Source organism: Falsiroseomonas oryzae, assembly GCF_027856955.1.
GTDB classification, from domain to species: domain Bacteria; phylum Pseudomonadota; class Alphaproteobacteria; order Acetobacterales; family Acetobacteraceae; genus Falsiroseomonas; species Falsiroseomonas oryzae.
The window spans coordinates 1-6752 of record NZ_JAPSMD010000300.1 but is presented as its reverse complement, the minus strand read 5'-3'; the positions used below and the strand labels follow the sequence as shown (position 1 = coordinate 6752).

Genomic DNA, 6752 nt, shown 5'->3' with positions numbered 1-6752 from the left:
GAAGCGCGCCCGGGCCGCGCCGCCGTCATCTAGCCGTCGCCCGCGCCGGCAGGCACCGCCGCCGGGCGCCCGGCCCGCCGCGGCGCCCTCTCGAACCAGGTCACGTAGAGCGTCGGCAGGAAGACCAGCGTCAGCAGGGTCGCCACCAGCAGCCCGCCCATGATGGCGAAGGCCATCGGGCCCCAGAACACGGTGGGCGCGATGGGCACCATGCCCAGCACGGTGGACATGGCGGTCAGCATCATCGGTCGGAAGCGGCCCGTGGCCGCCGTCACCGCCGCGTCGCGCACGCCGCGCCCCGCGGCGCGGTCCTCCTCGATCTGCACGATCAGGATGACAGCGTTCTTCGCGATCATGCCGAGCAGCGCGAGGATGCCGAGGATGGCGACGAAGCCAAGCGGCCGGCCGAAGGCCAGCAGCGACGCCACCACGCCGATGATCCCGAGCGGCATGATGGCGATGACCATGAAGAGCCGCTGGAAGCTCTGCAGCTGGAACATCAGCACGGTCAGCATCAGGACGACCATCAGCGGCACGACGGCCATGACGGAGGCGCGCGAATAGGCGCTCTCCTCCGCGATCCCGCCCAGTTCCACCGCGAAGCCCGGCGGCAGCGAGGCGTTGATGCGCGCGATCTCCGGCGAGAGCTGCGCCACCAGCCGCTCCGGCAGCACGCCGGGCAGCACGTCCGACTGCACCGTCAGCGTCGGCACCCGGTCGCGACGCCAGATCAGCGGGTACTCCTGCTCGTAGTGGAAGGTCGCGAAGGTGCCGAGCGCCACGGTGCGCCCACCGGGGATCGGCACCTGCAGCGCGCGCAGGTTGTCCAGCGACAGGCGCTGTTCCGGCAGGGCGCGGGCGATGACCGGGACGAGGTAGATGTCGTCGCGCAGCTGCGTGACCGCCTGCCCCGTCACCGCGGCGTTCAGCGTGGTGGACAGGCTGGCGGAGGTGACGCCCAGCAGCCTGGCCTGGTCCTGGTCCACCTGCACGCGCAGTTGCCGCGCCGGTTCGATCCAGTCGAAGTTGACGTGGCGCGTGCCGGGCAGCCCGGCCAGCGCGACGCCGACGCGGTGGGCGATGTCGCGCACCGTCTCGACCTCCGGCCCGGTCACCCGGTACTGCAGCGGCCAGCCGACGGGCGGGCCGAGCTCCAGCGGATAGACCCGGCCGATCGCCTCCGGGAACTGCTCGGCGAGCAGCGCCTCCAGCCGGGGCTGCAGGCGCAGCCGCGCGTCCAGGTCCTTCGCGACGACCACCGTCTGGGAGAAGAAGGGATTGGCCAGCTGGACGTTCAGCGGCAGGTAGAAGCGGATCGCGCCGCGGCCGATGTAGCTGCTCCAGTGCGCGACATCGGGGTCCCGCGCCAGCGCCGCGCTCAGCCGCGCGGAGGCGTCCTCGCTGGCCTCGATCGAGGCGTTCTGTGGCAGCGTCAGGTCCACCAGCAGCTCGGTGCGGTCGGAGCTCGGGAAGAACTGCGGCGGCACGAAGCGGATGGCATAGAGTGCGAGCACGAAGGCCGCGATGGTCAGCGCGATGGTCGACCAGCGGAAGCGGATCGCGAGGTTCAGCAGCCCGGCATAGCCGCGCATCAGCGCGCCCGGTCGCTTCGGCGGCCCATTTTCCGCCTTCGGCGGCTTCAGCACGGCCATGCCGATCAGCGGCGCGAAGAGCACGGCGACGAACCAGGACACCACCAGCGCGATGCCGACCACGGCGAAGATCGAGAAGGTGTACTCCCCGGCGGAGCTGGCCGCGAAGCCGATCGGCACGAAGCCGGCGATGGTGACCAGCGTGCCCGACAGCATGGGCGCCGCCAGCGTGCGATAGGCGAAGGTCGCGGCCTGTTCCTTGGTGTCGCCCGCGGCCAGCCGCCGCAGCATGGCGTCCACCGTGGTCATCGCATCGTCCACCAGCAGCGCCAGCGCGATGATCAGCGCGCCGAGCGAGATACGCTGCAGGTCGATGCCGGCCAGCATCATCAGCGGGAAGACCACGGCCAGCGTCAGCGGGATGGCCGCCGCCACCACCGCACCGGGCCGCACGCCCAGGCTGAGGAAGCTGCAGACGATGATGATGGCGATCGCCTGCCACAGGCTCTCGGTGAACTCGCCGATGGCGGTCTCCACCGTCACCGCTTGGTCGGCGACCAGCTTCGGCTCGATGCCGATCGGCAGCTCCGCGCGGAACGCTGCCATCGCGGCGCGGATATTCTGCCCCAGCGCCAGGATGTCGCCGCCCTCGCGCATCGCCACCGCAAGACCGATCGCCGGCTGGCCGTTCACGCGGAACATCGGCTGCGGCGGATCGGCGAAGCCGCGCCGCACCTCCGCCACGTCGCCCAGGCGGAACATCCGGCCATCCGCCACGAAGTTGACGTTGCGGATGTCCGCCTCCGTCTCGAAGGCGCCGGAGACGCGCACGGACAGCCGCTCCCGCCCGGTCTCCACCACGCCGGCGGGGCGGACCAGGTTCTGCGCCTGCAGCGCCGCGACCAGCGCGGGGTAGTTCAGCCCGAGGCCGGCCAGACGCTCGGTGGAGAACTCGATGAAGATGCGCTCGTCCTGCGCGCCAAGGATCTCCACCTTGGAGACATCGGGCACGCGCAGCAGGCGCGACCGCGCGGCCTCCACGTAGTCGCGCAGCTCGCGCTGGTTGAAGCCGTCGGCGGTGAAGCCGTAGATGATGCCAAAGGTGTCGCCGAAATCGTCGTTGAAGAACGGCCCGAGCACGCCCTGCGGCAGGGTCTGGCGCATGTCGCCGACGCGCTTGCGAACCTGGTACCACATGTCCGGCACCCTGTCGGCCGGCGTCGAGCCCTTGAGGTCCACGAAGATCGTGGTCTGCCCGGCTATGGTGTAGCTGCGCAGCGTGTCGAGGCCGGGCGTCTCCTGCAGGGTGCGCTCCAGGCGCTCGGTCACCTGCAGCAGCGTTTCCTCGATGGTCGCCCCGGGCCAGGCGGCGGCGACGACCATGGTGCGGAAGGTGAAGGCCGGATCCTCGTTGCGGCCCAGCCGCAAGAACACCAGGCTGCCGGCGATCACCGAGACGATCATGAAGTAGATGACCAGCGAACGCCGGTTGATCGCCCATTCCGAGAGGTTGGGGCCGATCATCGCGCGGCGCCCTGCTGCCCCAGCAGCCTCACCTTCTGCCCGGGCCGCAGTACCTGGACGCCGGCGGTGACGACGACCTCGCCCGCCTGCAGCCCGCCGGCCAGCAGCACGCGCGCGGGATCGAAGCGCGCAACCTCCACCACGCGCAGCGCGACGGTCTGGGCGTTCGGGTCCACGACCCAGACGGCCGGCTGTTCCTGCGTGCGCGTGAGCGCGGAGGCCGGCATCTCGATCAACCCGCCGGCGCCGATCTCCATCCGCCCGGTGACGGTGGAGCCGAGCCGCAGGCCGGGCGGGGGGTTATCGAGCCCGACCCAGACGCGGAAGGTGCCGGTCACGGGGTCGGCGCGGGGCGAGACCTCCCGCACGCGGCCGATGGCGCGCACGTTCGGGTCCATGGTCAGCGCCACCTCTATGCGCGGGTTCTCCGGCGCGGTGTCCTTCAGGGCGGGCGGCACGTCGAAGACCGCGTCGCGCCCGTCCTCCCGCGCGACCTGCACGATCATCCGGCCGGGCTGCACCACCTCGCCCGGCTCGGCGCCGCGCGCCGTCACGGTGCCGGCGGCATCGGCCTCGAGCCGCGTGTAGCCCAGCCGGGTCTCCGCCAAGCCGACCTGCGCCTGCGCCGCGTCCACTGCGGATTCGGCGGATCGCAGAGTGCGCACCGATTCGTCGTAGCGCACCCGCGTAGTGAAGCCGGTGCGGAGCAGTTCCTGCTGGCGCCAGTAGTTGTTGCGCGCCTCGGTCAGCCGGGCCTGGGCGGCGACCAGCTCCGCCCGGCGGGCGCGCAGGTTGTTCTCCTCGTTCGTCGGATCGAGCCGCGCCACAACCTGTCCAGCCGTCACGCGGTCGCCGACATTGACCAGGCGTTCGACCATCCGCCCGTCGATCCGGAAGGCCAGGTTGGCCAGCGTCTCCGCCTCCACCGTGCCGGTCAGGGAGACGACGTCGCCGCCGGTGCGCGGCGCCACGGTGGTGACCCGGACCGGGCGGATCTCCTCCGCCGGCGGCGGGGCACCGCTGTCGCAGGCGGACAGCAGCGCCAGCGCGAGAAGAGCCTGCGGCACGCGGCGCGCGGCTGACGGCATGGGCACCCCTTCCGACCAACGGTACGACCATTGCGGCCCGAGCAGCGGACCGCGACCTAGCATAGCAGAAGCTACCGCCCCGGCGGCGCTTCCGGACCGACAGCCTGTCTCGGCGCTGCGCAACCCGTCCCAAAAGCCATCGGCGCGGCACAGCTTCGCCTGCGCAGCTTGCACGCCGCGGCGCGCTGCACAATCCTCGCGCCCGTTGCCGGACCAGGACGACGGGATGCCTAGCGACCGCGCACTGCGCACGATGATCGGGCTGTGCACGGCGATCCTGGCGACCTCGGCGCTGGCTTCGGCGCAATCGGTCTTCGCCCCGATCGTCTTCGCGCTCTTCGTCATCGCCCTGGTCCGGCCGGTGCAGCGCGGCATCCAGGCCTGGACGGGTGCCGCGCTGGCCACGCTGGCGACCATGCTGGTCGCCCTCGTCGCCGCGGGCGCGCTGGCGCTGCTCATCGCCTGGGCCTTCGGCCGCGTCGGGCAGTGGACCGTCGCCAACGGCGCCGTCCTGCAGGCGCTCTACCTGCAGAAGATCGCCCTGCTGGAGGGCGCGGGCATTCCCGCCGATGCGCTGGCGGGCCACCTCGACGCGCGCTTCCTGGTGCGGCTGGCGCAGCAGGTGACGTTCCAGCTGCAGGGCATCTTGAGCTTCACCGTCGTCGCCTTGGTCTTCGTCATCCTCGGCCTGCTGGAGGTGGACGTCACGCGCCGGCAGCTGCTCGCGCTTCGCGCCAACCCGGCCGCCGCCGGGCTGCTGCGCGCGGCGGAGCGTACCGGGCAGAAGCTGCGCACCTACATGGGCGTGCGCACCATCATGAGCATCCTGACCGGCATCGCGGTCTGGGCCTTCGCCAAGGCGATGGGCCTGCAGCTGGCCGAGGAATGGGGCGTGATCGCCTTCGTGATGAATTACGTGCCCTTCATCGGGCCGCTGATCGCGACGCTGTTCCCCACCGCCTTCGCGGTGCTGCAGTTCGGCACCTGGGAGGTCGCGGTGACCGTCTTCGCCGCGCTGCAGGTCATCCAGTTCCTCTCGGGCAGCTACATCGAGCCGCGGCTGACCGGGCGCCAGCTCGCCCTCTCGCCCTTCATGGTGCTCGTCGCCGTGTTCCTCGGTGCCTATGTCTGGGGCATCTTCGGTGCCTTCATCGGCGTGCCCATCCTGATCGGCGTGATGGCGGTGTGCGAGGAGTTCGAGGGCGCGCGCTGGGTGGCGCGGCTGCTGTCCGGCCAGGATGCTGAGGGAGCCGGATAGCCGGGCGCGCCAGACGCACGGCGCGGCGACGCCTTCGTCATGGCGATTGCGGCGTCCCGCCCCCGCAACTAGGGTGTCGGGCGGCGCAACCGTCGGTATCGGCTGCCGGTGCGCCCTGGGGACAGTCGCCGCAGCCATGAAGGTCGATTCTCCGCCACCCGCGCCGTCGGGCGAACCAGAGCCGTCATGCCGCAGCATGCCGCGCGCGGCGGTCGCGATGTGGCCGCTGAGGGAGACGACGCGTCACCTGCGGCCTGCCGAGCAGTTCGATTTCTGGCACGGCTGCAACGACAACCTGGTGGAATACGACCTGCGCGCGACGGCGCCGGAGTCCGGCTTCGCCGCGGAAGCCGCGACCTGGCGCTTCGGCGGCTTCGCGCTGATGACCGCCACGACGCCCGCTGCCCGGTATCGCCGGACGCCCGCGCAGCTGCGCCGCGACGGCCTGGACCATTGGACGTTGAGCATCCCGCTGCGCGGCCATCGCGTCGTCCGCATCGGCGATTCGACCGTGGTCGCGGCGCCCGGCCACATGTCGCTGTCGTCCCTCGACCAGCCGCACGAGGTCGATCGCACGCAGTCGGCCTGGATCCATCTCTTCATCCCGCGCGACACCTTCCCGGACATCGGCCCGGCGATCGACGCGCTTCGCCTGAAGCCGCTGGACACGCCCATGGCGGGCCTGCTGCACGACTACCTCCGTCTGCTCGCGGCGCGTCTGCCGCAGGTGACCGCGGCGGAGGCGGTGCATGTCGCGGCGGCGACACGCGCCATGCTGGCGGCCGCCCTCGCGCCTTCGCCCGACCGCCAGGCCGAAGCCGCAGGCGCTTCCGGGGAGACGACGGTGGCCCGCGTCCGTCGCACCATCCGCGAGAACATGCACCGCGCGACGCTCGGCCCGGACACGCTCTGCCGCCTGGTCGGCGTCTCGCGCACGCAGCTCTACCGCCTGCTGGAGCCCTTCGGCGGCGTCGCGGCGACCATCCAGGCGGAGCGCCTGCGCGCTGCCCGCGCCGCCCTCGGCGATCCCGCCGAGCGGCGCAGCGTCGCCCGCATCGCCGAGGATGTCGGTCTGTTCAGCCCATCGAGCTTCAGCCGCATGTTCCGCGACACCTATGGCTGCACGCCGAGCGAGATGCGGCAGGCGGCGCTGGGCGGACAGGTCGTGCGCATCGCCGGACCCGCGAGGCCCGTGCCGCCGGCCGCGACGCTGCGGCAGCTGCTGGGTGGCCTCGGCGGCTGAAGGTGGCGGGGCCAGGGCAGGGCAGCGCGGCGGACGGCGCGGCCGGC

General features: G+C 71.9%; 4 protein-coding genes. 2 read left to right on the top strand and 2 right to left on the bottom strand.

Translation table 11 applies throughout. The annotated features are described in order from the left end of the window. Positions 1-29: 29 nt before the first annotated feature. Together OZN99_RS22310 and OZN99_RS22305 are read right to left on the bottom strand one after the other, a co-directional pair. Positions 30-3116, bottom strand: coding sequence for an efflux RND transporter permease subunit (locus OZN99_RS22310; RefSeq protein WP_270937458.1), 3087 nt, complete (start codon positions 3114-3116; stop codon positions 30-32). Further along, positions 3113-4204 carry an efflux RND transporter periplasmic adaptor subunit gene (locus OZN99_RS22305; protein WP_270937457.1) on the bottom strand — a complete coding sequence of 364 codons (1092 nt, stop codon included), beginning with the start codon at positions 4202-4204 and terminating at the stop codon, positions 3113-3115. Before OZN99_RS22305 ends, OZN99_RS22310 begins: the two co-directional genes overlap by 4 nt. Before the next feature lie 226 nt (positions 4205-4430). Here OZN99_RS22305 and OZN99_RS22300 point away from each other — a divergent pair, with 226 nt between their 5' ends. Together OZN99_RS22300 and OZN99_RS22295 are read left to right on the top strand one after the other, a co-directional pair. After that, a complete protein-coding gene (locus tag OZN99_RS22300; protein WP_270937456.1) occupies positions 4431-5462 on the top strand; it encodes an AI-2E family transporter in 1032 nt (343 codons plus the stop codon). Between the two features lie 217 nt (positions 5463-5679). After that, on the top strand, positions 5680-6705 hold the full coding sequence (locus OZN99_RS22295; RefSeq protein ID WP_270937455.1) for an AraC-like ligand-binding domain-containing protein: 1026 nt from the start codon (positions 5680-5682) through the stop codon (positions 6703-6705). The last annotated feature ends 47 nt before the right edge of the window (positions 6706-6752 follow it).